This is a genomic window from Streptomyces sp. NPDC005794, assembly GCF_042871445.1.
Lineage (GTDB): Bacteria > Actinomycetota > Actinomycetes > Streptomycetales > Streptomycetaceae > Streptomyces.
Window position 1 is genome coordinate 195,642 of record NZ_JBIAIN010000011.1, and the last position, 24,453, is coordinate 220,094.

At 71.5% G+C, this 24,453-nt stretch carries 19 protein-coding genes and 1 pseudogene; 14 read left to right on the forward strand and 6 right to left on the reverse strand.

The window, feature by feature from the left end; translation table 11 throughout:
* Positions 1–10: 10 nt before the first annotated feature.
* The 3 genes from gndA to ACFYQ5_RS19725 form a co-directional block, all read right to left on the reverse strand.
* Positions 11–1,450 carry an NADP-dependent phosphogluconate dehydrogenase gene (gene gndA, locus ACFYQ5_RS19715; protein WP_389198999.1) on the reverse strand — a complete coding sequence of 480 codons (1,440 nt, stop codon included), beginning with the start codon at positions 1,448–1,450 and terminating at the stop codon, positions 11–13.
* Positions 1,451–1,950: 500 nt separating this feature from the next.
* Positions 1,951–3,783, reverse strand: a complete 1,833-nt coding sequence (locus ACFYQ5_RS19720; protein WP_389199000.1) for an ABC transporter ATP-binding protein — start codon at positions 3,781–3,783, stop codon at positions 1,951–1,953.
* A 457-nt stretch (positions 3,784–4,240) separates the two neighbouring features.
* Complete coding sequence (locus ACFYQ5_RS19725; RefSeq protein WP_389199002.1) at positions 4,241–4,720, reverse strand: DUF5709 domain-containing protein; 480 nt, start codon at positions 4,718–4,720, stop codon at positions 4,241–4,243.
* A gap of 212 nt (positions 4,721–4,932) precedes the next feature.
* Between ACFYQ5_RS19725 and ACFYQ5_RS19730 the strand changes: the two genes are divergently transcribed.
* From ACFYQ5_RS19730 to ACFYQ5_RS19780, 11 genes are all read left to right on the forward strand, one after another.
* Positions 4,933–6,189 (forward strand): ATP-grasp domain-containing protein, encoded by a 1,257-nt coding sequence (locus ACFYQ5_RS19730; protein WP_389199004.1) that lies wholly within the window; start codon positions 4,933–4,935, stop codon positions 6,187–6,189.
* Positions 6,186–7,025 (forward strand): Rossmann-like domain-containing protein, encoded by an 840-nt coding sequence (locus ACFYQ5_RS19735; protein WP_389199006.1) that lies wholly within the window; start codon positions 6,186–6,188, stop codon positions 7,023–7,025. The genes ACFYQ5_RS19730 and ACFYQ5_RS19735 overlap by 4 nt, the downstream gene beginning before the upstream one ends.
* Before the next feature lie 74 nt (positions 7,026–7,099).
* Positions 7,100–8,173: a PLP-dependent cysteine synthase family protein gene (locus ACFYQ5_RS19740; protein ID WP_389199007.1), complete on the forward strand. Its 1,074-nt coding sequence runs from the start codon at positions 7,100–7,102 to the stop codon at positions 8,171–8,173.
* On the forward strand, positions 8,170–9,237 hold the full coding sequence (locus tag ACFYQ5_RS19745; protein WP_389199008.1) for an enolase C-terminal domain-like protein: 1,068 nt from the start codon (positions 8,170–8,172) through the stop codon (positions 9,235–9,237). The genes ACFYQ5_RS19740 and ACFYQ5_RS19745 overlap by 4 nt, the downstream gene beginning before the upstream one ends.
* Positions 9,234–10,508 (forward strand): MFS transporter, encoded by a 1,275-nt coding sequence (locus tag ACFYQ5_RS19750; RefSeq protein ID WP_389199009.1) that lies wholly within the window; start codon positions 9,234–9,236, stop codon positions 10,506–10,508. The genes ACFYQ5_RS19745 and ACFYQ5_RS19750 overlap by 4 nt, the downstream gene beginning before the upstream one ends.
* A complete protein-coding gene (locus tag ACFYQ5_RS19755; protein WP_389199011.1) occupies positions 10,505–11,320 on the forward strand; it encodes a class I SAM-dependent DNA methyltransferase in 816 nt (271 codons plus the stop codon). Before ACFYQ5_RS19750 ends, ACFYQ5_RS19755 begins: the two co-directional genes overlap by 4 nt.
* Entirely contained in the window at positions 11,317–12,909 is a 1,593-nt protein-coding gene (locus ACFYQ5_RS19760; protein ID WP_389199013.1) for an ABC transporter substrate-binding protein, read from the forward strand. Before ACFYQ5_RS19755 ends, ACFYQ5_RS19760 begins: the two co-directional genes overlap by 4 nt.
* Complete coding sequence (locus ACFYQ5_RS19765) at positions 12,906–13,859, forward strand: ABC transporter permease (protein ID WP_389199014.1); 954 nt, start codon at positions 12,906–12,908, stop codon at positions 13,857–13,859. Before ACFYQ5_RS19760 ends, ACFYQ5_RS19765 begins: the two co-directional genes overlap by 4 nt.
* Complete coding sequence (locus tag ACFYQ5_RS19770) at positions 13,856–14,668, forward strand: ABC transporter permease (RefSeq protein WP_389199015.1); 813 nt, start codon at positions 13,856–13,858, stop codon at positions 14,666–14,668. The genes ACFYQ5_RS19765 and ACFYQ5_RS19770 overlap by 4 nt, the downstream gene beginning before the upstream one ends.
* On the forward strand, positions 14,665–16,212 hold the full coding sequence (locus tag ACFYQ5_RS19775; RefSeq protein WP_389199017.1) for an ABC transporter ATP-binding protein: 1,548 nt from the start codon (positions 14,665–14,667) through the stop codon (positions 16,210–16,212). Before ACFYQ5_RS19770 ends, ACFYQ5_RS19775 begins: the two co-directional genes overlap by 4 nt.
* Positions 16,213–16,526: 314 nt before the next feature.
* A complete protein-coding gene (locus ACFYQ5_RS19780; protein ID WP_389199019.1) occupies positions 16,527–17,999 on the forward strand; it encodes a UDP-N-acetylmuramoyl-L-alanyl-D-glutamate--2,6-diaminopimelate ligase in 1,473 nt (490 codons plus the stop codon).
* A gap of 67 nt (positions 18,000–18,066) precedes the next feature.
* Here ACFYQ5_RS19780 and ACFYQ5_RS19785 read toward each other — a convergent pair whose 3' ends face one another.
* Positions 18,067–18,390, reverse strand: a complete 324-nt coding sequence (locus ACFYQ5_RS19785; protein ID WP_389199021.1) for a helix-turn-helix domain-containing protein — start codon at positions 18,388–18,390, stop codon at positions 18,067–18,069.
* 172 nt (positions 18,391–18,562) lie between these two features.
* On the opposite strand from ACFYQ5_RS19785, the gene ACFYQ5_RS19790 reads away from it, so the two are divergent.
* On the forward strand, positions 18,563–20,074 hold the full coding sequence (locus ACFYQ5_RS19790; protein WP_389199022.1) for a carboxylesterase/lipase family protein: 1,512 nt from the start codon (positions 18,563–18,565) through the stop codon (positions 20,072–20,074).
* Positions 20,075–20,251: 177 nt separating this feature from the next.
* Entirely contained in the window at positions 20,252–21,388 is a 1,137-nt protein-coding gene (locus ACFYQ5_RS19795) for a S1 family peptidase (RefSeq protein ID WP_389199106.1), read from the forward strand.
* A gap of 640 nt (positions 21,389–22,028) precedes the next feature.
* Here the strand turns inward: ACFYQ5_RS19795 and ACFYQ5_RS19800 are convergent.
* Positions 22,029–22,421, reverse strand: coding sequence for a hypothetical protein (locus ACFYQ5_RS19800; protein ID WP_389199024.1), 393 nt, complete (start codon positions 22,419–22,421; stop codon positions 22,029–22,031).
* 276 nt (positions 22,422–22,697) lie between these two features.
* Here ACFYQ5_RS19800 and ACFYQ5_RS19805 point away from each other — a divergent pair, with 276 nt between their 5' ends.
* Complete coding sequence (locus tag ACFYQ5_RS19805; protein WP_389199025.1) at positions 22,698–24,122, forward strand: ROK family protein; 1,425 nt, start codon at positions 22,698–22,700, stop codon at positions 24,120–24,122.
* Here ACFYQ5_RS19805 and ACFYQ5_RS19810 read toward each other — a convergent pair.
* Positions 24,029–24,283: pseudogene (locus ACFYQ5_RS19810) on the reverse strand (LacI family DNA-binding transcriptional regulator); the annotation flags it as partial. The gene ACFYQ5_RS19805 and the pseudogene ACFYQ5_RS19810 sit on opposite strands and share 94 nt — an antisense overlap.
* Positions 24,284–24,453 lie beyond the last annotated feature (170 nt).

Genomic DNA, 24,453 nt, shown 5'->3' on the forward strand with positions numbered 1-24,453 from the left:
CGGGTGTCGGTCAGCTTTCGACTTCGGTTCTGTCGCCGCCCCAGAGGGTGTGGAACACGCCGTCGCGGTCGATGCGGTGGTAGGTGTGTGCGCCGAAGTAGTCGCGCTGGCCTTGGGTGAGGGCGGCGGGGAGGCGTTCGGCGCGCAGGGAGTCGTAGTAGGCGAGGGTGGCGGCGAAGGCGGGGGTGGGGACGCCCTGGGCGACGGCGGTGGCGACCACGGTGCGCCAGTCGTTCTGTGCGGCGGCGATCTCTTCGGCGAAGCTCTTGTCGGAGAGGAGGCTCGGCATCTGAGGCTGGGCTTCGTAGGCGCTGGTGATGCGGTCGAGGAACGCCGCCCGGATGATGCATCCGCCGCGCCAGATCGCGGCGACCTTGCCGAGGTCGATGTCCCAGTCGTATTGCGCGCTGCCGGCCGCGATCTCGTGGAAGCCCTGGGTGTAGGCGACGATCTTCGAGGCGTACAGTGCCTGCTCGACCTGGTCGGCGAAGGCCGCCGCCTCGTCCTCACCGAGTGTGCGGGCGGTCGGTCCGGCGAGGTGGCGTGAGGCGTCACGGAGGTCGGCGTGGCCGGAGACGGAGCGGGCGAAGACGGCCTCGGCGATGCCGGAGACGGGAACGCCCAGGTCGAGGGCGATCTGCACGGTCCAGCGACCGGTGCCCTTCTGCTCCGCCTGGTCGAGCACGACATCCACGAAGGGCTTACCGGTCGCCGCATCGATATGCGAGAGCACGTCCGCGGTGATCTCGATGAGATAGGAGTCCAGGCGCCCGGTGTTCCACGCGCGGAAGATGTCCGCGATATCCGCGGCGGAGTATCCGGCCACGTCGCGGAGCAGTTGGTAAGCCTCGCCGATGAGCTGCATGTCCGCGTACTCGACGCCGTTGTGTGTCATTTTCACAAAATGTCCGGCGCCGTCAGGGCCGATATGCGTGACGCACGGGGCGCCGTCCTTGGCCTTCGCGGAGATCTTTTCCAGCATAGGCCCAAGCGAGTCGTAAGACTCCTTGCTGCCGCCTGGCATGATGCTCGGTCCGTTGAGTGCGCCTTCTTCGCCGCCGGAGACGCCGGTGCCGACGAAGTGGACGCCCTGTTCGCGCAGCTCGCGTTCTCGGCGGCGCGTGTCCGCGAAGTGCGCGTTGCCTCCGTCGATGATCACATCACCGGGTTCCAGGAGAGGCGTGAACTCCGCGATCACTGCGTCCGTGGCCTCTCCGGCCTTCACCATGACGACCAGGCGTCGTGGCCTTTCCAGGGCTGCGACGAAATCCTCGGCACTCTCGGTCGCGATGAAATCACCCTCATCGCCGAACTGGTCGACGAGTTCGCGGGTGCGAGCAGCCGTGCGGTTGTGCACAGCAACGGTGTATCCGTTGCGTGCGAAATTCCGGGCCAGGTTCCGCCCCATGACGGCAAGGCCCGTGACACCGATCTGTGCTGTGCTGCTCATTGTGGCTCTGCCTACTTCCCGTTTCGTGGTTTCAGCAGGTCGACCCGACCGCCATGGTGGAACGGCTACCGAGCTTACGAGGTGCAAGCGATCGCGGACCGGGAGGCTGCGATGGTGTCGCCCATGTTCTCCGGACGGTTGTCGATGCTCTGTGGCACGACCGTCCGGTCCGTGCGGAGTGCGGCCCGCGGACCGGTGCGGTTGTGGACGGCGACGGTGTGACCGTGAGGGCGAGGCCGCTGCCCATGACAGCGCGCCCGGTGACGCCGATCCGGGGCGTGCCCTCGGACGAGGGAGTGGTGGGCATGCGGTGGCCCACTCCTGTTGCCATCGACGCACTCTTGCGCCGGGCGGGCGCAGGCCAGGGCGGACGGGCGGCGCCCGGGCCTGCTGTCCGTACGCAGCCCGGCCGTGTCCGCACGCCCGGCCCGGGGGAGGCCGATGCGCGCGGAACGTGGGCCGGGCGTGTCACACCGACCGGTCGGACGGTGCCGGGGTCCTCACCGCGCCTGTTCGGCCGTGGCGACACGCTCGCCGGTGGCGGTGTCGACGAGGAAGCCGCCGGACTGGTGGTGCCAGAGCTTGGCGTAGGCGCCGTCGGTGTGCAGAAGCTCGTGATGCGTGCCCTGCTCGACGATGCGGCCGTGGTCGAGCACGATGAGCTGGTCCATGGCCGCGACCGTACTCAGGCGGTGCGCGACGACCAGGGCGGTCCGGCCCTCCATCAGCTGCCACAGCGCCTGTTGGACGAGGGTCTCGCTCTCGGAGTCCAGCGCGCTGGTCGCCTCGTCGAGCAGCAGGACCGGTGCGTCACGCAGGATCGCCCGGGCGAGGGCGACCCGCTGACGCTGCCCGCCGGAGAGCTTGACGCCCCGTTCCCCGACCATCGTGTCGAAGCCGGACGTGAGTTGGTCGGCGAACTCGGTGACGTGGGCCGCGTCGGCGGCGGCGCGGATCTCCGCGTCGGTGGCCTCCGGTCGGGCGAACTGGATGTTCTCGCGCAGGGTGCGGTGGAACATGGCCGGTTCCTGCGGGACGTACGCGATCAGGCTCCGCAGATCGGACTGACGCAGCCGGCTGATGTCCTGACCGCCGATCAGGATACGGCCGGACCGGACGTCGGCCATGCGCAGCAGCAGCCGGGTGAGCGTGGTCTTGCCACCGCCGGACCGCCCGACGAGACCGATCCTCGACCCGCTCGGCACGTCGAGATCGAGCCCCTCGAAGATGGGGTCACCCCCGTCGTGAGCGAAGGTGACCTGTTCGAAGCGGACGCCCGCGGACTGCGGGCTCAGCGGCTCCGGTGCCGCGGGGTCCAGCACGGTGGGCTCGACGAGGAGCAGTTCGGTGAACTGCGCGGCCTCGGTCATCGAACTCTCGAGGCGGCGGTAGATCTGATTGAACTCGAACATGATGCGGGTCGAACCGGTGTAGTACGTGAAGGCGACCACGATCGCCTCCACGCTGCCGCCGCCGGCCCCGATCCCGACGGCGAGGAGCAGACCCAGTGCGTTGGTGAGCACGGACAGCGGAGCTACGAGGGTGTCGATGCGCAGATTGCCGTAGTCCCACGAGCGCAGCGTCAGCCGCCGGGACTCCGCGACCCGCGCCCGGTGCTCGGCGGCCTCGCGTTCCTCGGCCGCGAACGCGTGCACGGTGTCCATGTTCATCAGCGCGTCGGACACATGGCCCGCCACCCGGGCGATCGCCTCCTCGCGCCGGTTGACCAGTTTCTGCCGGCGCCGGATGAGCGGTGCGGCGCACACGGCGGTCACGGCGATCATCGTCAGCAGGCCGGCCACCAGCAGGGGATCGTAGGTCCACAGGATCACCGTGCCGAACAGCAGCGGAGCCAGGCTTCCGACGACGTTGAACGTGAGGGTGTCGACGAACTCCTCGAAGCGTGAGGCGAAACTCAGCACTCTCTTGGTCAGTGATCCGGCGAAGTTGTCCTGGAAGAACGAGGCGTCCTTGGCGAACAGCTCGTCCATTCCGGTGACGTACAGGTGCTCGATGCCTCGGGCGTCGACGCGGTTGAGGCAGTGGAGGCCCAGCCGCCACATCGCTTCCGCCAGGAGCAGCACTCCGGCGAACACCCCGACGTAGGGGAGCGCCTCACGGAGGCTCAGGGCCCCGTCCTCGGCGATCCGGCCGACGAGTTTGGCGACGACCAGCGGCGCGATGTAGGTGATCCCGATGTTGCCGAAAGCCGGGAGCATGAGCCCGGGGACGGAAAGTCTGCGCTGGCGGGAGAGCTCCCGCAGGTAGTGGCGGAGTGCGAGCTGGACCGGGCCCTTGCCCGGTCCGGTGCCGTGAGACTGCTGCGATCCCATGCCGACCTCATGTCGTTTCGCGGGCAGTTGCTCCGGACTCCGCCGTGGCGGGATCTCCGCGCCGAAGGCGCGACACGGTACCGGGCGGAAGCGCCGGCAGCGCGTCCATGGCAAGAGATCCGGGGGAGAAGAGTCTTGCGTGGCCGGACCGTCGGCGTCCAAGCGTTTTCCGGGGCGCAGGCAGCGCAACGGTGCGTTTCGGCCGGTCCTTCCGTGCCCCTTTGCACCGCGGGCGCACATGTGTTCACCGGTCGGGCCTCGCGCGGGCCGGCTCGCATGTTCTGTGCAGCAGTACGCCGGTGTGCCCGCCGCCCTCAGGGGCAGCCCCTGTCCAGCAGGACTCGTTCGCGCTCGCGCTCCGGGGTCGGCGACGGGCCCGGCGCAACTCGTCGTCAGGGTGCCGAGGGCGGTCGTACCGCTTCGTTCTCGGAGTCGCTCAGCAGCGCTTCGAGTGCGTTCAGGGAACAGGCTCCTCCCCGAACAGGTCTCGTTCCTCGGGGATCAGGTGCATCGCCGCTTCCTCTGCGGACGCCGCCGCGCCGTCGATGCCGACGTCCTGGGCGGTGAGGGTGGAGGGCACGTGCCCGTCGCCCTCCTGTGTGAGTCTGCCCGCGCGGTCCGTCCCCACTTCGTCCATGTCGTAGAGCTCCCCGTCGTCGTCCGCCGGATCGCCGGGACCGTCGGGTGCGGGATCGGTGCTCTCGGGGACTTCCCTGGTCAGCCGGCGGTCGAGGGACTCGCCCGTGTACTGCTCCGAGGCGGTGGTGCCCTCGTCGTCGACAGCCCAGGGCCGGTCCGGCGGGGAGTAGCCCTCGTCCAGGACGTCGGTGAGCCCGGACGTGTCCAGGGTGTCCTCCAGATCCAGCAGGTCTGCGGGGTCGGAGGCCTCCGGCTCCTGCGGCTGGTAGACGTCGTCCCCCCGGTCGCTGTCGCTCATGGCGTGTCCCTTTCTCCGGGTCCCCCTGTATGCAATTCCACTCCGGTCCGGCGACGGGCGCAACGGAAGCCGGATTCCAGGAGCAGCGACGCCATTCAGATGACAATGAAAACGATTATCGATAGCGTGTGTGCGGCCGGTCCGGCAGCCCCCGTACGGGGGTGATTTCTGCCTGCCCGCACTACCGACGGCACTGTGAACAGGGGGAGTTCGTGGCTCATCTACTGGTGGTCGAGAGCTGGGTCGGGTCGATGAGCAGACTGTTGCCACGGGCCCTGGAGGAGGCGGGCCACCACTTCACCTTCCTCACCCGCGACCTGCACCACTACCTCCGGTCGGCACCGGAAGGCGCGGCGCATCCGCTGCTCACCGCACGTAATGTCGTCACGGCGCCCACCAATGACGTCGACGAACTGCTTCCGCAGGTCGAGCAGCTGCACCGGGTCCTGCGTTTCGACGGAGTGGTCACGTCCTGTGACTACTACCTGCCGACCGCCGCCCGGATCGCCGCCCGGCTGGGCCTGCCGGGGCCCTCGGCCGAAGCCATGGAGAACGCCTGCCGAAAGGACGCCACCCGACGCGTCCTGGCCGCCGCGGGCGTCCCCGGCCCCCGCTTCGCGGTGTGTGCGGACGAGGCCGAGGCTGTCGTGGCCGCCCGTGACATCGGCTACCCACTGGTGGTCAAGCCGGTGGACCTCTGTGCGGGCATGTTCGTACGCCGGGTCGACGAAGCGGAGCAGCTGACCGCGGCCTGCCGGGCGATGGAGGCCTTCCCGCGCAACGCCAGGGGGCAGCGACGCGCGCCCCACGTCCTGCTCGAGGAGTTCCTCCGCGGCCCGGAGGTGAGCGTCGAGACCGTGATCTGCCGCGGCGTCGCGCACGTCGTCGGCGTGACGGACAAGAGCATCGGCGGAGCCCCGTCCTTCGTCGAGACCGGCCACATGTTCCCGGCCGCACTGGCCCCCGACGAGCTCGCCGCCGCGACCGGCACCGCGGTGCGCGCCGGGGTGGCGCTGGGACTCGACGACGTCGTCGCGCACACCGAGATCAAGCTGACGGCCGACGGCCCCCGGGTCGTGGAGGTCAACCCCCGTCCTGCGGGCAACCGCATCACCGAGCTGGTCCGCCATGTCACCGGGATCGACCTCGCCGCCGCCTGCGTCGATGTGGCGCTCGGCCGGGAACCCGACCTCCGCCGCCGGGAGACGGCCCTGCGCAGCGCGGCCGTCGGTTTTCTCGTTCCTGACGCGGCGGGCACGCTCGTATCCATGGAGGGCGCCGACGGTGTGCGGGACGCCGACGGTGTGCTGGAGGCGCAGTTCGCCGAGGCGGGCCGCACCGTCGAGGTGGCGGACAGTAACAACGCGTATATCGGTCACATCATGGCCGGTGACGCCACCGGCCTCGGTGCCCGCGACCGCGTCGAGACGCTGCTCGCGGAAGTGCGTCCGCTGCTGGTGCGCTCATGACGACGACCTCGCGCGCCCTCGTCCCGAGCCTCGACGCCCTGCTCTGCCAGGCCCTCCGCGGCGAACTCGGCCCGGACCCGCTGACCCGCCGTATCGCCGTGGCCTTCACGACGTCGCAGACCGCCCGGCACGACGGGCGGCGCGGCGGATACCGCAACGAGGTCCTCAGCCTCCGCCTCGACCGTGCCGTCGGCTCGTGCGCGGTCGAACCGGGCGCGCTTCCCGACGGAACCGCCGAGGACTGCGCCGGCGCGGACGTGGCCACGCTCCTCACCCACCCGCTGCTGCCGGTCCGGGTCGCGGCACTGGACGCGTACCTGATGGACGTCATGCCGCACACCCCGTCCCACGGCGCGAAGCCCGTGACCGTCCCCGCCGGAAGTTCGCTGGAGCGTTCGCAGGCACGGGCTGCCGCAGTCGTCGACCTGCTGGACATGCCGTCCGGCGGCACCGTCCTGGTGGTCGGCGTCGTCAACTCCCTTCTGGCCGAGCTTCGTTCCCGTGGGCTGACCGCTATCCCCTGCGACCTGAAGGGGGGCACCACCGAGTGGGGAGAGCCCATCCGTACGGACGCCCTCGGAGAGATCAGCCGTTGCGACGCGGTGCTGGCCTCCGGCATGACGCTAGGCAACGGGACCTTCGACCCGCTGCGCCGGAGGGCCCTGGAGCACGGGAAGCCCCTGGTCATGTTCGCCCAGACCGGAAGCGCGGTCCTGCCCCGCTTCATGGGTGCCGGAGTGGCCGCGGTGTGCGCGGAGCCCTACCCCTTCTTCTGGCTCGACGGCGGACCCGGCACCATCCACCACTACCGCACGGACGACGGAGGCACCTCGTGACCACGGCATCCCTGCCCGCCGCAGGACCAGTGCCGAGTTCTGGGCCGAATCAGCAAGCGGGGTCATGCGGCTTCGTGTCCAAGGCGGAGGAGGCCAACCGCGAGCTCCTCGCCCTCCTCGGCCGCACCCCGCTGGCCAGGATCACCACCGGACTGCCCCTGCCCCACCCCGGTTTCTGGGCCAAGCTCGAAGGGCACGCCGTCGGAGGAATGAAGGCACGGGCCGCCGTCTCCATGCTCCTGGGCGCGGAAGAACGCGGCGAACTGCTTCCGGGCGCACCGGTCGTGGAATCGACCTCCGGCACGCTCGGCATAGGCCTCGCCTTCGCCGGACAGGCCCTCGGGCACCCCGTCGTACTGGTCGGCGACAGCGAACTGGAAGCCCCCATGCGGCAGTTGCTCCGTTCGTACGGAGTGCGCCTCGAACTGGTGGACCGCCCCGCGGCGCGCGGCGGCTGGCAGGGCGCCCGTCTGGAGCGGCTGCACGACCTGTTGACCCGGCTGCCCGGCGCGTACTGGCCCGACCAGTACAACAACCCTGACAACACGGCGGGTTACGCCTCGCTCGCGGCCGAACTGGCCACCCAGCTCGACCACCTCGACATCCTCGTCTGCAGCGTCGGCACCGGAGGCCACAGCGCCGGGGTCGCCGGGCCGCTGCGCAGGCACTGGCCCGGCCTGCGCCTCATCGCCGTCGACTCCACAGGGTCCACGATCTTCGGCCAGGCCGCCGAGCCCCGGCTGATGCGAGGTCTCGGCAGCAGCATCCATCCGCGTAACGTCGCCTACGACGCCTTCGACGAGGTCCACTGGATCGGCCCGGCCGAGGCCGCCGACTCCTGCCGTCGCCTGGCCCGTGGCAACTTCGTCAGCGGCGGCTGGAGCACCGGCGCCGTAGCCCGCGTCGCCGCCTGGGCCGCGCGCACCCATCCCGGGGCCGCCGTCGCCACCGTCTTCCCCGACGGACCGCACCGCTATCTCGGCACCGTCTACGACGACGACTTCATGACCGCCCACCACCTCGACCCCGGCCGTGCGGCCGGATCCCCCGTCGACGTCCCGCACCCACGCACGCCGCATACCGGGGGATGGGCCAGGTGCACCACCGTCACCGATCCGCTGGCGGAACGAGTGGAGAGCCGGCCGTGAAACTCACCCAGCAGACCGTGCGGCTCGTCCTCGCCGAACCGCTGCGCATCTCGCGGTCGACCATGACCGCCCGTGACGCCGTGTGCCTCACCGTCGAACACGAAGGGCTCAGCGGCCATGGCGAGGCCGTCACCAGCGTCTTCTACGGCCTTGACACACCTACCCTGCAACGTCTCGCCACCCGGGCCGGTGAGCGGCTCACCCGCTTCACCGGGCCGGAGACCGCGCTGCACGCCCTGCGGGTCGGCGAACTCACCGCGCCCGGCACCCCGGCCGCCATGACCGCCGCCGTAGAGGCGGCGCTCCTCGACCTGGTCGGCAAACGCACCGCCACCGCCGTCCACCGCTTCCTCGGGTCGGCCGTGGCACCCAGGGCCGCCACCGCCCGCACGATCTCCCTGACCTCGCCGGGACGGGCAGCCGCCCAGGCCAGGGAACTGGGCGAGGCCGGATTCTCCGTCATCAAGATCAAGGCGGGCGACCGGGACCAGGAAGCCGATCTCGACCGGGTGCGCGCCGTCCGCGCCGCGGCCCCGGCCGCCCGCCTCCTCCTCGATCCCAACGGGGCCTGGTCGGCGGGCCAGGCACGCGCGCTCCTGCCCCGGTTCGCCGACCTCGGCATCGAGGCCGTGGAACAGCCCCTCACCCCCGGTGACCCGGAAGCCCTCGCACGGCTCGCCGCCCGGTCACCCGTGCCCGTCGTCGCGGACGAGGACGCGGTCACCTACGAGGACGCGCGCAGGCTCGCCGGAAGGGTCCACGGAATCAACGTCAAACTCGCCAAATGCGGTGGCGTCCACGCCGCTCTCCGTATCGCCGCCCTGATCGAGGACAGTGGCACGGACCTGATGCTCGGCTGTCTGACCGCCAGCAGCCTCGGGATCGCCCCCGCCGTCCACATCGCCGACCGCGCCCGCTGGACCGACCTCGACGGGCACCTCCTGCTCGCCCACGACCCCTGGACCGGCATCGGCGGCGAGGACGGATTCGTCGCGGCGGCGAGCCGGCCGGGGCTCGGCGTACGGCCCCGCACCGAAGCCGGGGTCCGGAGCGCGGCCTCATGAAGACCTGGCAGGAGATCCGAGGATTCCCGCTCGCCATCCGCCTGTTGCTGATCAACCAACTCGGCGTCAACACGGGCTTCTACCTCCTCATCCCCTACCTCGCCACCCACCTCGGTGGCAACCTGGGCATGTCGGCGGCCGTCGTCGGCGTCATCCTCGGCGTACGCAACCTGAGCCAGCAGGGCCTCTTCCTCATAGGCGGCTCCGCCGCCGACCGGCTCGGCGCCCGAGGCGTCATCATCGCCGGCTGCGCGATACGCACCGTCGGCTTCGCCCTCTTCGCGCTCGGCGACGGGCTGCCCGTACTGCTCGCCGCCTCCGTGCTCAGCGGAGTGGCCGGCGCCCTGTTCAACCCCGCCGTCCGCACCTATCTCGCGCAGGAAGCGGGGGAGCGCAGGGCCGAGGCGTTCGCCCTGTTCAATGTCTTCGCGACGACCGGCGCCCTCATCGGCCCTCTCCTGGGCAGCGCCCTGCTGCTCGTCGACTTCCGGGCCTCCGCGCTCACCGCAGCCGCGATCTTCGCCGTGCTCACCGTCGCGCAGGCCCTGGTGCTCCCGGCCCGGGATGTGCCACCGGCCACCAGCAGCGTCACCGCCGACTGGAGGGAAGCCGTCGGCAACCGCGCCTTCCTCGCCTTCGCACTGGCCATGGTCGGCATGTTCACCCTCGAGAACCAGCTCTATCTGCTGCTGCCCGCCGGCGCCCGTCAGGCCACCGGCTGGGACGGAGCCGCCGGACTCGTCTTCCTGGTGGGCACGCTCGCGGGCGTCGCCTTCCAGCTCCGGATCACCCGCGCACTGAAGGGCCGGGGGACCAGGGGGCGTTGGATCGCCGCAGGACTCGTGCTGATGGGGCTCGCCTTCGTACCGCCGATGCTCGTCACGGGCACGGACACACCACCGGACGGGGCCCTGGACGCCACGCTGCGCGCCCTGCCCGTACTGGCCGGAGCGCTCCTGCTGCATCTGGGAGTCATGACCGCACAGCCCTTCGTCATGGAACTGATCCCAGGGTTCGGGAGGCAGGCGCTGACGGGTACGTACTTCGGGATCTTCTACGCGGTCTCCGGCATCGCCGCGGCCGTCGGCAACGCGGCTGTCGGCTGGGCCATGGACGCCGCCCAGCGAGGCGGGGACGGCGGCCCGGCCGTGCTGCTCCCCTGGGCCTGCTGCGTGGCGGCCGGGCTGGCCTCGGCTGCCGGCGTGACCTGGCTGCAGCGCAACGGCACCCTGCCTCCCACACGGCCCGCCCCCGTGGAGGTGACGGCATGAAGCGCCGGACAGGGAATCTGCTCACCGACCGCCCGGAGCTCTACGAGGCCAGGTTCCCCGACCCCGAACGCCTCGCCGGGCGTTGGACGGAGGACCTCCTGCGACGGTACGGCGCGGGGCCGGCCGTCCTGGACCTGGGCTGCGGGACCGGCCGCGACGCGGCCTGCCTCCAGGACGCCGGACGGCGTGTCACCGCCGCCGACCTCTCCGCCACCATGCTCGACCACGCCCGCGCCCACCACCCGGGGCCGGTCTACGTACAGGCCGATCTCAGCCGGTTCGATTTCGGTCAGAGGATCTACGACGCCGTGGTGTGCCTGGACAGCTCACTGCTGTACTGCCACACGAACGAGCAGCTCGACGGATTCCTGACGTCCTGCCGACGCACCCTGGTGCCCGGCGGCCTGCTGGTCGCGGAGATGCGCAACGGCGCGTACTTCCTCGGCCGGGAGGAACCTCCCACCGGGCCCGCAGTCTCCCGCTTCACCTGGCAGGGCACGACGTACCGCTCGACCACCGCACTGCACGTCGACCGTGCCGCCCAACTCCTGCGGCGTACCCGCGGCTGGACCGCCGACGACGGCAGCCCACCCGTCGAGGAGCACTCCGCGTGGCGGCTGCTCCTGCCCCAGGAACTGCGCCACTTCCTCACCGTCCACGGCTTCGACGTCCTCGCCCTGTACGACGGCCCCGGGCCGCGCACCGAGCCGCCCTGGCGGCCGGGCGCCGAACCCGGTACCGCAGCCGACGGCGACCGGCTCCACCTCGTCGCCAGGAAGTCCGCCCATCCAGCAACAGGAGAACAGCCATGACCGCACCGGCCGACAGACACGAACGCTTCCCCGGCCTGCGCAGGCGCGGCTTCCTCGCCGCTGCCGGAGGAGCGGCAGGCCTCGGCGCTCTCACGCTCGCCGGATGCTCCACGCCCCCCGCAGGGAACGCCACCGGCAAGGGGGACGGCACCCCTCGGCGTGGCGGACGGCTGCGCGCCGCCTTCGCCGGAGGCGGCGCGAGCGAGACCCTCGACCCGCACCTCGGGAACCTCTTCGCCGACGCCGCCCGGAGCAAGGCGCTCTTCGACAAGCTCGCCGACTACGGCGCCGACCTGGCCGCGGTGCCACGCCTGGCCGAGACCTGGGAGCCGAACGCCGGCCTCGACCGCTGGACCGTCACCCTGCGGCAGGCGGAGTTCCACGACGGGAAACCGGTCACGGCCGCCGACGTCCTGTACAGCTACCGCCGCATCGCCGACCCGGCCGAGGCGTACCGCGCCCGCGCCTCCCTGGAACCCATCGACCTGAAGGCGAGCCGCGCCACGTCGGAGCGGACCGTCGAATTCGTACTCAAGCGGCCGACCGCCGAATTCCCCAACGTGATGGCCGCCTTCGGGGCCTACATCGTCCAGGACGGCGCCACCGCGTTCGACGACGAGCCGATCGGCTCCGGCCCGTTCCGCTTCGTCTCCTTCACCCCCGGGCGCTCCACCGTCCTGCGGCGCAACGACACCCACTGGGAAGGCGCACCGCACCTGGACGAGCTCGAATTCGTCGTCGCCAACGAGGAGTCCGCCCGGATCAACGCCCTCCTCGGCGGACAGATCGAGTACGCGCACGAGCTCAACCCCGCCACCGGACGCGCCCACGAGAAGGCGGGCAGCATCGAGATCGTCCGGCTGCGGAACAGTGCCATGCAGGCCTTCGCCATGAAGACCGACCGCCCGCCCTTCGACGACCCCCGGGTCCGCGAGGCGTTCTTCCTCATCGCCGACCGTCAGGAACTCGTCGACGGCGCCCTGTCCGGTGCGGGCGAGAAGGGCAACGACCTCTTCGGCAAGGGATACGAGTACTACGCGGACGAACTCCCGCAGCGCGAACAGGACATCGGCCGCGCCCGCAGCCTGCTCAAGCAGGCCGGCGCGCAGGACCTGAAGGTCACGCTCGACACCTCCGCCGTCGCCGCCGGTTTCACCGAGGCCGCCGGGATCTTCCGGGACCAGGCAGCACGCGCCGGAGTCACCGTCGACGTACGGATGGGCAGCAAGGACTCCTACTGGAAGGACATCCTCGACGCCGGCACCCTGTGCTGCTACCGGTCCGGCGCCATGCCCATCGAGTCGCACATCTCCCAGCGGCTGCTCACCGGCTCCACCACCAACGCCACCAAGTGGCAGGACAAGGCCTTCGACACGCTCTACCAACAGGCGCAGTCCACCAAGGACAAGGCGGCGCGGAACACCCTCTACGGGCGGATGCAACGGCAGCTGCACGCCGAAGGAGGCTTCCTCGTCTGGGGCTTCGGCGACTGGATCCTCGGCACCGCACGCTCCCTGCGTGGCGTCTCCCGCGAAGCACCCGCCAACACCCTGGACTGGGCGCGCTTCGACAAGGTCTGGCTGGCGTGAACGGACTGCGTTCCTGGATCGCCCGACGGCTGCTCCTCGGTGCCGTGCAGACCGCGGCCGTGGTGCTGCTGGTCTTCGCCCTCACCGAGGCGCTGCCGGGTGACGCCGCGGTGGCCTTCGCCGGGGATCAGCCCGACCCGCAGCGCATCGCGGCCGTCCGCGAGGCGATGGGACTCGACCGGCCCGCCCACGAGCGGCTGGCCGAATGGGTCACGGGGCTGCTCCACGGCGACTTCGGCACCTCGCTCACCTCCGGACGGCCCGTGGCCGGATTCCTCGCGGACGGCTTCGGCCCCACCCTGCTGCTCGCCACGGTCACGGTCGCTCTCCTGATCCCGGTGGGGGTGGGCCTCGGCGTACTCGCAGCCCGCCACGAAGGGCGGTTCACCGACCGGCTGATCAGCTCCGCGACCCTCGGCGTCTACGCGGTGCCCGAATTCGCCCTCGGAGTGCTGCTGGTGAGCGTCTTCGCCCTGCGGCTCGGCTGGTTCCCGCCGACCGCCGTCGGATACGGCACCGGTCTGCTCGCACACCCCGCCGTGCTCGTCCTCCCCGTCCTCGTGCTGCTCGCCCGGCCCGTCTGTTCGCTGGCCCGGCTGGTCAGAGCCGGCATGATCGAGGCGCTCGCCGCCCCCTACACCGCCCATGCCGAGCGGTACGGAATCCCCGGGGCCCGCATCCGCTACGGGCACGCCCTGCCCAACGCCCTCGCTCCCGCCACCCAGCAGCTCGCCCGCACCATCGACTGGCTGCTGTGCGGCGTCATCGTCGTGGAGGCCCTCTACGTGATCCCCGGACTCGGCACGGTCCTCATGAACGCGGTGGCCGACCGCGACATCCCCGTCGTGCAGGGACTCGCGGTGGTCTTCGGTCTCGCCACCGTCGTGCTCAATCTCGGCGCCGACCTCGTCACCCACCGGCTCGCGCCACGCACGGGGGCGGCGGCATGAAGCGGTTTCGCAGATACGCACCCGGAGCTGCTGTCGCCGCGATCCCGCTCGGCCTCGCCCTGGCCGGGCCGCTGTTCGTGGGGGAGCCCTCGGCCCGCGCCGCCTCCTTCACCCTCGGCGGCGGGCACCTGCTCGGTACGGACTTCGTCGGCCGGGACGTCATGCACCAGGTGCTGCTCGGCGGGCGGCCCGTGGTGCTCGTCGCACTGGCGGCCACCGCCCTGGCCTACCTTGTCGCCCTGCCGATCGGCCTGATCAGCGCGCTCACCCAGCGGAGATGGCTGGAGGACGTGCTGATGCGCCCGCTGGACGTGCTGCTCGCCGTTCCCTCGCTCCTCATGATCCTGCTGGTCGCCGCCGCCTTTCCGCCCGGAGCGGCGGGGCTCGCGCTGCTGGTGGCCTTCGTCTCCATCCCCGACGCGGCCCGGATCGTGCGCGCGGCCGCCGCTGAGGCGGCGTCACGGCCCGCCGTGGAGGCGCTGCGCATGCAGGGGGAGAGCTGGTGGCGCCTCGCCGTCGGGTACGTCGGGCGATCCATCCTGCGCACCCTCGCCGCCGACGCCGGGATCAGGCTGACCGGCGTGCTCTACCTGGTCGCCACCGCGGCCTTCCTCGGCATCGGGGTCGCTCCGGACGCCGCCGACTGGGCCGTGATGGTGGACCGCAACCGCACCGGACTGCTCATCCAGCCCTGGGCGGTCGTCGTGCCCGCCCTGCTCATCGTCGCGCTCACCATGGGCAGCAATCTGCTTGTCGACGCCGCCATGGAGAAGAACCGCACCCCCTCCCGGAAGGCCCGTAGGCCATGAATGAGAACCCCGTGATCGCCACCGTCACCGGGCTGACCGTCGAGGTCGGCGGGCGGACGATCGTCGACCGGGTCTCGCTGCGGGTCCGGCCCGGCACCGTCACCGCCCTGGTCGGCGCGTCCGGCAGCGGCAAGACCACCACCGGCCTCGCGCTGCTCGGTGAGTACCCCACGGGAGCGCGGGTGACCGGCGAGGTGGTCGTGCACGACACCCGGATCGGCTACATCCCCCAGCACCCCGCTGCCGTCCTCAACCCGGCCCGCCGCACCGGAGCCCTCCTGCGGGACATGGCGCGGCAGCAGGTGCGCGACCTGCCCCGGCCGCGACGCCGGGCCACGGCACGACACCGGGTGGCCGAGGCTCTCGCCGATGCCCAGCTCGCCGATTCCGGCGAGGTGCTGGGCCGCTACCCGCACCAGCTGTCCGGCGGCCAGCAGCAGCGTGTCGTCCTGGCACAGGCGCTGCTCCTCGGCGCCCGCGTCATCGTCGCCGACGAGCCCACCACCGGGCAGGACACCCTGACCAAGCGTCGTGTCGTCGACCAGCTCGCCGCGGTGGCGGGACGCGGCATCGCCGTACTGCTGCTCAGCCACGACCTCGACGTCGTACGCGAACTGGCCGACGAGGTACTCGTGATGCGCGGCGGACGTGTGGTGGAGCAGGGCCCGGCCCACCGGATCCTGGGCGCCCCCGCACACCCGTGGACCAAGGAGCTCCTCGCCGAACCGAGGACCGTGCCGTACGCGGACCCCGGGGGCACCGGCGCGGAGCTGCTGACGGTCAGCGGACTCGTCGCCCGCCACCGGACCGGCGGCGCCCGCGTCCCGGTGCTGAACGTGGACAGGCTCGCCCTCCGCAGCGGCGAATGCCTCGCCGTCGTCGGCCGCTCGGGCAGCGGCAAGACCACCCTCGCCCGCTGCCTCGCCGGTCTCCACCGCGACCACACGGGGCAGGTCCTGCTCGACGGCACAGTGCTGCCGCGCAGTCTGCGGGACCGCAGCCGTGCGCAGCTCGCCGCCGTGCAGTACGTCTTCCAGGACGCGCGGGCCGCCTTCGACGAGCACCGCCCTGTCCTGGACCAGGTGGCCCGCACAGCGGTACGCCTGCACGGCGTCGAGCGCCACGAGGCAGCGGCGGAGGCCCGGCGGGTGCTGACGGAGCTCGGACTGGACGAGGACCTCGTCCTCCGACCGCCCGGCCGGCTGTCCGGCGGCGAACTCCAGCGCGCGGCCCTCGCCCGAGCGCTCCTCGCGCGGCCACGCGTGCTGATCTGCGACGAGATCACCTCGGGCCTGGACCCCGTGACCAGGCGCTCCCTGCTGGACCTGCTCGCCACACTGATCCGCCGGCCGGGCGGGCCGAGCGTCGTGCTGATCACGCACGACCTCGACACCGCGGCACCGGCCACACGGGTGGCGGTGCTGGACGGCGGAGAGGTGGTCGAGGAAGGGCCCGGAGAGCGGATCCTGACCGTTCCCCGGCACCCCTTCACGGTCTCGCTGCTCGATGCTTCGAGAGAGTGGGGAGCCGCCGTACGTCGCTGAAGCGGAATCCGCACCACCTGTCCGGACGTACACTCGGCCCATGGGTCGCACCGTGTTCATAGGGAAGTGCCTGCACCAGGCCGCCCTCGGTGTGCCCACGAGCTGCCGTAACGCCCTGCACGGGCACGGCTAGCGACCTTCAAGCGGTCACCGCTCCCCGGGCGACGTCTCGCCCCGCTCCTCCGCGTACTTCCGCGCCCGAACCGAGCGCGCAGCACGGGCTCCACTTCCCCACCGCTGCTTCGGCGCACCGCCGTCGCGGCATTCCGGCGACGGCCGCACCACGGCTCGAGCCACCCCTCGAAGGGACCATCTTGAAGCTGAGCGAGCTGCTGGCCGGACAGACCCACCACGTCCTCCAGGGCGACCCGCAGAGGACGTACATCACCGCCGGAACGGCCTTCGACGCGGACCGGGTGGCGCCGGGATCGCTGTTCATCGCGGTGCCCGGGCACCTGGAGGGCGGCCCCGGCGCGGTCGCCCCGGCCCTCGCCCGGGGCGCGGCGGCGGTCGTCGTGGAGGACGGCTTCGAGCTGCCCGCGACCGTGGGCGACGTCTGTGTCGTGCAGGTGCCGGACACCCGGAGCATGGCCGCCGTCGCCGCCTCCCGCTACTACGGCGAACCCGGTCGCCGGATGGACATGGTGGCGATCACCGGCACCAACGGGAAGACCTCCGTGTCGTACATGGTCGAGTCCGTGCTGCGGATCTCCGAGGGGGCGAAGGCCGGGGTCATCGGCACGGCAGGCAGCCGCATCGGCGACGAGCTGATCCCGATGCCCCGGTCCGTGCTGACCACCCCGGAATCCCCCGACCTGCAGTACCTGCTGGGCTGCATGCGCGATCGCGGGGTGGGCACCGTGGTGCTGGAGGCCACGTCCATGGGCCTGCTGACGCACCGGGTCGACCGCACGTTCGTCGACGTGGGGGTCTTCACCAACCTGAGCCAGGACCACCTGGACGACCACGGCACCATGGAGAACTACCGGGACGCCAAACTCCGGCTCTTCCAAGGGCTGTGCAAGCAAGCCGTGGTCAACGCCGACGACCCGGTGGGCACCCTCGTCGGCACGATGATGCCCGGTGCGGTGACCACGTACGCCCTCGACGCCGAGGCCGACTACCGTGCCACCGACCTGGTCGTCGACGCCTCGGGTACCCGCTTCACGCTGCACCACGACGGCCGCAAGTACCCCGCCGCGATCCCCGCACCCGGCAGGTTCTCCGTGTCCAACGCGCTGGCCACGGTGGCGGCCTGCCACACCCTGGGCCACGCCCTGCCGGGCCTGGTCGCCGCGCTCGAACGGATGCCGCAGATCCCGGGCCGGTTCGAACGTTTCACGACCGAGGGCGACATTTCGGTGATCGTGGACTACGCGCACTCCCCGGACTCCCTGAACAAGGTGCTGAGCACCATCCGGGGTTTCGCCCGGTCCAAGGTCATCACCGTCTTCGGGTGCGGCGGGGACAGGGACACCACCAAGCGCGCCGAGATGGGCGAGATCGCCGGAACCCATTCGGATCTCTGCGTGCTCACCTCGGACAACCCGCGCGGCGAGGACCCCGAGAGGATCATGGACCAGGTCGCACCTGGCATCGAGGTCACCGGAACCCGCTACGAACGCTTCGCCGACCGCCGTGGGGCCATCGCCTTCGCCCTGTCGGAAGCCGGCCCGGACGACGTCGTCCTGATCGCGGGCAAGGGCAGCGAGCCCTACCAGATCGTCGGTGACGCGCTGCTGCCCTTCAGCGACATGGCCACCGTGCGGGAACTCGTCGGAAGCTGACCCCGGGGAGCAGACCGCCCCCGGGGCCAGAGGGCTCGATGCCCGGCATCCGTCTCCGCCGGAGCCCTCATGTGCGCGCGCCCCTGCCGGAGACCGCCGTCGTACGGAACCGTGCGCGGCAGACCGTGGGGGACACCCCCAGCACCTGCTGGAACGTCCGCCGCACGGTCTCCGCCGAGCCGAACCCCGCCCCCTCGGCCACCGAGTCCACCGGATCACTTCCCCCGGCGAGCAGGGCCTGCGCCGCTTCCAGGCGCACGGACTCGACGTACTGGCCGGGGGTCATTCCCGTCTCCGCGCGGAAGAGCCGCCCGAGATGACGGGCGCTGACGCCCGCACCCCGCCGCGCCGAGGGGGCGCGCCGCCATGGCCGGAGGGCCGTACATCCCACAGATCCGGACAGAGGTCGCGCCGGAGCGGGGAAGCAGCGGCCCGGCGTGATTCACCTCGGGTCTGCGTCAATCGACGCGACAACGGTGTTGGCCCCGACCGCCCTTCCGCTGCGAAGCTGAGCACCGTGCCCGCCCGGTCGGCGGCGGGACCGCGGTGGCGGGGGAGTGCGGATGAGGGTGTTCACGACGAGGAGCGGTGCGGTCGCGGGAGGTGCGTCCGTACATGCGCCCGGAGTGGTCGTGCTGCGCGGGATTCCGTACGCCGCACCGCCGTTCGGCGCCGACCGGTTCTGTGCCCCGCGCCCGGCGGCGGCCTGGGACGGAACCAGGGACTGTGCCGCCTTCGGGCCCGTGGCGCCGCAGTCGGCGCGGTTGCCGGGAGCCCCGGCCTGGTCTCCCGGGGACGAGGACGTCCTCAGCCTGAACATCTGGACGCCGGGTCACGAGGGCGACGCGCTGCCCGTGCTCGTCTGGATCCACGGCGGCGCCTACGTCTTCGGTTCCTCCGCGCAGCCGGACTTCGACGGTGCCGTCCTGGCCGGCCACGGGCTCGTGGTCGTCACGTTCAACTACCGTCTGGGCTTCGAGGGGTTCGGTCATGTCCCGCCCACCGCCGGCACGGACCCCTGCCCGGACAACCGGGGCCTGCTCGACCAGATCGCCGCGCTCGAGTGGGTCCGGGACAACATCGCCGCGTTCGGCGGTGCCCCCGGTCGGGTCACCGTGGCCGGACAGTCCTCCGGAGCGACCTCGGTCGCCTGCCTGATGGCGATGGACGGGGCGCGCGGACTGTTCCGGCGCGCCATCGCGCACAGCGCCGTGAACGCCTGCGCCTCGCCCGGGTCCGCCTCCCGCACCACGGCGGAGGTGGCGGCGGAGGCCGGTGTGCGCGCCACGTACGACGGGCTGGTGTCCGCCTCCCCGAAGGTGCTGGTCGAGGCCTCCGACCGGGTTGCCGACGGATACCGGCGCGACCCCGGATCCGGAGCGCGCCACTACGACCCGGCGATCTACGGACCGGTGGCAGGGGGCGCCGACCTGCCCCTCGATCCGCTCACGGCGTTTGCCGCGGGTGCCGGCCGAGAGGTCGAACTGCTGGTCTGCCATACAGCGGAGGAATACCGGCTGCTGGACGAGGTGGGCAGCTGTGCGAGGGTCACCGAGGAGGATCAACTCGCTGTCTTCGCGGCAGACTTCACGATCCCGGAAGCCGTGTTGGACGCCTATCGCGCGCTCGATCCGAAGGCCTCCGTACACGACCTCTATCTGGCCGTGTACGGGGATCTGCTGTTCGGCGAGTACAGCTGCAGACTGGCCGAGGCCCATACGCGGCGAGGTGGCCGGACCCGTCTCTCCCGCTTCGTCCGCCAGCGTGACGGCCGGGGGAAGCCGGTCAGGGCCTGGCATTGCGCCGACATCCCGTTCGCCTTCGGCACGGTGGACGACGAGAACGTCCACTTCCTCATCGGGGGGCCTCCGGGCGCAGCCGACCATGCTCTCGCGTCGCGCATGACGCGTGCGTGGGCGGAGTTCGCGGCCACCGGCGACCCGGGCTGGCCGCCGCTCATCGCGGCGGATGGCCCCGTACGGATCTGGGACACCTCCACGGAGACCCCCGTCGGCCAGTGGGACGCGTTCCGCGCGCCATGGCGCGCCTCCGGGCTGCCGCTGCTCATGCCCTGATCTTCCGGTGGCTGACGGGGAATTCGGACGGCGCCATTGGCATGGACCTGCCCGTCGAACTGGACTACAGTCCCCAGCGATACCTCTGAGAGCGCTCTCAGGTGCCTCTCGGACGCTTTCTGTTCCACCCCCACGATGCTGGAACAACAGAAGGGCACTTCCTTGAGACAGACGACGATGGTGCGGACCGGTCTCTCCGCACTGCTCATCATCGGAACCTGGGCGACCGCAGGGATGACCCAGGCCTCCGCTTCCTCCGGCTCGCCCTCCTCGGCCGAGCCTCAGGCCTCGGCCGGGATCATCACGGCGATGCAGCGCGACCTCGGGCTGACGAAGAGTCAGGCAGAGGCGCGGCTCACCGCGGAGAAGGCGGCAACAGCACTGCAGGGAAAGGCGCGTAGCGCAGCCGGGGCGTCGTTCGGCGGCACCTGGTTCGACGCGAACAGCGGCAAGCTGACGGTGGCCGTCACGGACAGCGCCAAGGCCGGTGCCGTCCGTGCGACCGGCGCGGAGACCCGTGTCGTCGACCACACGGCGCGCGAGCTCGACGCCGTCAAGAACAAGCTGGACGCACTCCCTGCCCCCGATGGTGTCAGCAGCTGGCACGTCGATCCCCGGGCGAACAGTGTGGTGGTGAACGTCGTCGCCTCGGAGCAGGGTGACAACGATGTCCGCGCGTTCGTGGCCAAGGCGCGCGAGGCCGGCCCCGTCACGGTGAAGCAGACCGCCGAGGCCCCGCAGACCTTCGCCGCGGGAACGGTCGGCGGTGACCCGTACTACACCGGCAACGTCCGCTGTTCCATAGGCTTCTCGGTGCACGGCGGCTTCGTGACGGCCGGCCACTGCGGCCAGGCCGGCGGAGCGGTCAGGGGCTGGGACGGCTCGGCCATCGGAACCTTCCAGGGCTCGTCCTTCCCCGACAACGACTACGCCTGGGTGAACGTGGGCAGCGGCTGGTGGACCGTCCCGGTGGTACTCGGCTGGGGCACCGTGTCCGACCAGTTGGTCCGCGGTTCCAACGAGGCCCCGATCGGCGCCTCGGTCTGCCGCTCCGGTTCCACCACCCACTGGCACTGCGGCAACGTCCTCGCCAAGAACGAGACCGTGAACTACAGCCAGGGCGCCGTCCGCCAGATGACCAAGACCAGCGTCTGCGCCGAACCGGGTGACTCGGGCGGCTCGTTCATCAGTGGCGACCAGGCGCAAGGAGTCACGTCGGGCGGCTGGGGCAACTGCAGTGGCGGCGGTGAGACCTGGCACCAGCCCATCAACGAGATCCTCAACCGCTACGGGCTGACTCTCCACACGGCCTGACCGAAGACCCCGCAGGGTCCCGGTGACCCCGCGCACGCGACCGGTCTGCTGCGGCAGGGGTGGCCCCCTGCCGCAGCAGACCTCGCCGGTGAGCCGCCCTTCGGCCCGCCCCCGGCCCCGCCCCCTGCCCAGCAGCCGTTCGCAGGGGCTCGGTGGCCCCGTGCGGGTGAAGCCCGGCGCCGGAGCCCCTCCCGTCCTGGCCTTGTTGTGTTGCCTGGCAGCGGAAGCGTTCCTTGATCCTGGAGAGTCACGTGCGGCTGCGCCCCGCCATGGCCGCCCGTGCGGCCGCGGCTGTCATCCTCGTAACCGCTCCTGCCGGACAGATGGCCGCGCACCGGACCGCCTCATCCTCGGGTGCCGTCGCATCCCTCCAGGAGGCCCGGGCAGAGGCTCAGGTCGGAGCCTTCTTCCGGGCTTACCGTCAGGCTGCCCTCGGGCGGGGGACCTGACCGGCCGGCAGGTGCGCGCCCGCTACCTCGCTCCCGAGCTGGACACGCGGCTGGACGCGTGGGCGGCCCGGCACGACGCGGATCCTGTCTTCCTGAGCTCGGTGCGGCCGGGGAAACCCACGGCGGGACACGGACATCCGGGGCCCGCCGCGGGCTCGTGAGAGCGGGAGACCCGGCCCTGCGGCGGACCGTCAGGAAACCTCGGGTCCCTCAGGCCCTTCGGACCCTTCGTCCCCCGAGCTCAGTTCCTCGGCCCGCAGCGCCAGATCCTGCAGCACATCGGCAGAGGTCACGTCCCCCTGCCCGGAGTCGTGGATCTGCGCGAGCGCGATGAAGGCCAGTGTGAACGCTCCGACGAGCTGTTCGACGGCGCCGCCGACCTCGCGCCCCACCAGGGCGGCCATCTCCTCGACGGTGGCGTCCGAGGGAATGGCGATGTGCGGCATCGTCTCGTTGAGGAGCGTCGTCACCATGCTTCCGCCGGTGTCCGCGTCGCCGCCCGTGTCCTCCTCGGCATGGCGCTGTATCTCTCCCGCTTCCGTGAGGATGCCGATCACTCGCTTGAGGACTTCGCTCTGCTCCATACGGCGAGCATAAGCGTCGGACCTCTCACGTCCGATCGCCCTTCCGCGGTGTGCCGAACGGCAGATGCCGCCGCCCGCCGGCGGGCGGGGCTGCCGGTGTCCGGAGGCCCGGGCCGGCGCCCGGGGGAGTGGCTCAGGCCGCCGTGCGGGGGCCTGAGCCCGAGAACCGGGGATCCGAACGCCCCTTCGTTCTTAATTTAAGGTGTGATTTAAGGGGTGAGGAAAGTGACCTCAAGGGGCGGGGCCGAGGTATGTTGCCGGAGCGAAGGGAGCAACATGGCTGAGCGCAGCAGACGGACCGTGCGGGACCTGCGAAGAGGCAATCGCGCGCGAGTACTGCAACGGTTGTACTTCGACGGCCCGCTGAGCCGTCAGGAGCTGGGGCCCGCGACCGGGCTGAGTTCGGGATCCATCAGCAACGTGGTCGCCGAACTGGCCTCGGAAGGGCTGCTGGAGGAGGCGGGCATCGTCGACTCCGACGGCGGGCGCCCCCGGACCCTGCTGCGGATCGCTCCTGGCGGAGGGTTGTTCGTCGGCATCGACATAGGCGAGACCCGGGTGCGCGTCGAGCTGTTCGACCTCTCGCTGACGGAGCTGGCTCGCACGGACCGGCTGCTGGCCCAGCACGGATACGACGTCGAGCGCATCGTCGGTCATGTCCGTTCGGGCGTCTCCGACGTCCTGCGCGACGCGGGTGCCGACCCCCGCATGCTGCTCGGCATCGGTATCGGGGTGCCCGGCATCATCGAACGTGACGCCCCGGCGGACGCCGGCGGCCCGGGTGCGGTCGTACACGGCCAGACCATCGGCTGGAGCGCCGTCCCCTTCGAGCGGCTGCTCCGCGAGGCCGTGGCTGTGCCGGCGGAGGTGCCGTTCTTCATCGACAACGGCGCGAAGACGCTCGGACAGGCCGAGATGTGGTTCGGCGGTGGCCGGGGCGCCGGTGCGGCCGCCGTCGCCCTCATCGGCTCCGGAGTGGGCGCGAGCGTCAACCGGGGGGACGTCCTCGACGAGGACCTCTCGAACGCGGCCCTCGAGTGGGGTCACACCACGGTGCAGCTACGGGGCCGCCGGTGCCGTTGCGGCTCCACCGGCTGCCTGGAGGCCTACGCCGGCGCGGAAGCCATGCGCGAGCGCTGGCAGGAGGCGGGCGGTCCGCTCTCCCCGGACGCCGACGACGAGACCGCCCTCGCCGCACTGCTCGAGGCCGCCTACCCGGGACCCGGTGGCGCGGCCCCGGACCCGGTGGCGGTCTCCATCCTGGACGAGACCGCCGAGTGTCTGGGTGCTGCCCTGGCGGACCTGGTCAACCTCTTCCTGCCCGAACGCATCCTGGTCGGTGGCTGGGCGGGCCTGCTCATCGGCCCCCACCTGCTCCCGGAGATCCGCCGGTACGCCCGGGCGTACGCCCTCGAGCACGCGGCCGCCCGGACCACGATCGATCTGGGCCACCTGGGTCCGGACGCGGTCACCGTGGGCGCCGCGACCCTGCCCCTGGCCGACTTCCTGGCGCGCGGCGGCACCCGCCCCGCGCCGAAGCCCTTCCCGGACGCCGTCGCCGGTCCTGGGGCGGGTTTCGAAAGTCCCGCCTCGCCGGGCCCTTCGCCGTCCGGCTCGGCGGCCCCCGCACCCGACACCACCAGCGCGATGGCGTCCGCGCGCCGGGTGACCAGGGAGCGGGCCGCGCGGTTGGGCATGTAGCCGGTGACCGAAACCGCCTGCCGTACGGCCTCCTGGATCGCCGGATCGACGTTGCGCACCCCGTTGACGACCCGCGACGCCGTCGCTCGCGAGACACCGGCGGCCCGTGCCACGTCCTCCGGGGCGGGCGCCGCGCCGGGCACCCGCAGAGCATCCGTCATGAGCGCATTTATACAGGAAGGAAGCGGGCGGGATAGAGCGCTCTCCCGTGGTGGGTAAGGGCCCGACGCCGGGCGTGCGCTCGGTTCGCGGGGTGGTGCGCAGGGGCGCACGGGTGGCGAGCGACAATTGTTCACTTGTCACCACCCGTCGTATGACCATAAGTTGGCAG